A 1,145-nucleotide genomic window follows, 5' to 3' on the forward strand; every position below is an offset into this window, starting at 1 on the left:
TCAGGACTATCCGTTTGAGGAACTGGTGGAAAAGCTGAACGTGAAACGGGATATGAGCCGCAATCCGCTGTTCGACACGATGTTTGTGCTGCAAAACACCGAAGAAAGTGAGCTGAGACTAGCGGATATCAGCTTCCGTCCATATGGTATGGAACAGACTCCGGCGAAGTTTGACCTGATGCTGGAAGCCAGCGAGAAGAAAGAAGGTATTCAATTCGTATTAGAGTATGCAACGTCACTGTATGAGCGAGAAACCATCGAGCAGATTACACGCCACTTCGTACGGTTGGCTGGAGTTATTGCGGTGAATCCCGATACGACGCTGGGTGAGCTGGAATGGGTCACGACAAAAGAAACCGTACCTGTCCTGAAAATCCATCAAGACCGCCAAAAGGCTTCTCGTTACTGGAGGGCATATTTGGAGGGGAATACGGAGCCGTCCCATTTGCCTCAGACAAAAATGCTGAGTAACGAGAAATATCAGCCAGAGCAACTTGATTTTGATCTGGGTGTAAGTCTGACGATCCAGATTCAGCAGAGCGCCAAGCGTCATCAGGTGACTTTAAATACGCTGATCCAGAGCGTTTGGGGCATATTGCTGCAAAAGTATAATGGCACAGATGACGTCGTGTTTGGCAGTATGGATTCCGAGCGTACGATGGACGCTTCACAGGTAGGGCAAATAATTGATAAGCACATAAAAACGGTACCTGTTCGGATTAATAGTCATGAGGAAAGCCTGTTCTCGGATTTGATGAAACAAATTGAGAAGCAGTCTAGATCTATCCATGCACATGCCACGTACTCACTGGATGAAATTCAAGAGTTGTTGGAGCTAAAGGAGGATTTGGTCAACCATATACTCATTTTTGTAAATGATTCAGGTGAGGAACAAGCCGAGCAAGTGAATGACGTTGCCGAAGCTAGTTTCAGTAGGAATAGTGTAGAGTCCGTCGAACCAACAAGCTATGATTTTAATCTGGTGGTACAGTCGGGGAAAGCCATTCACATGAGCTTTAATTACAATACTCTGGCATTTGAGCGGGAAAGTATAGAGCAGATTCAGAGACATCTGGTGCAGTTGCTGGAGCAGGTAACGGCGAACCCGAATATTCCTGTACGTGAGCTGGATGTATTGACCGAGC

General features: G+C 46.6%; 1 protein-coding gene. It reads left to right on the top strand.

Annotation, left to right across the window (positions count from 1 at the left end; all coding sequences use genetic code 11):
* The coding region (locus C1T21_RS26635) for a condensation domain-containing protein (protein WP_146032529.1) at positions 1 to 1,145 on the top strand (1,145 nt) is incomplete at both ends.

The sequence above is a fragment of the Paenibacillus sp. F4 genome, from assembly GCF_002894905.1.
Taxonomy (GTDB): Bacteria; Bacillota; Bacilli; order Paenibacillales; family Paenibacillaceae; genus Paenibacillus; species Paenibacillus polymyxa_B.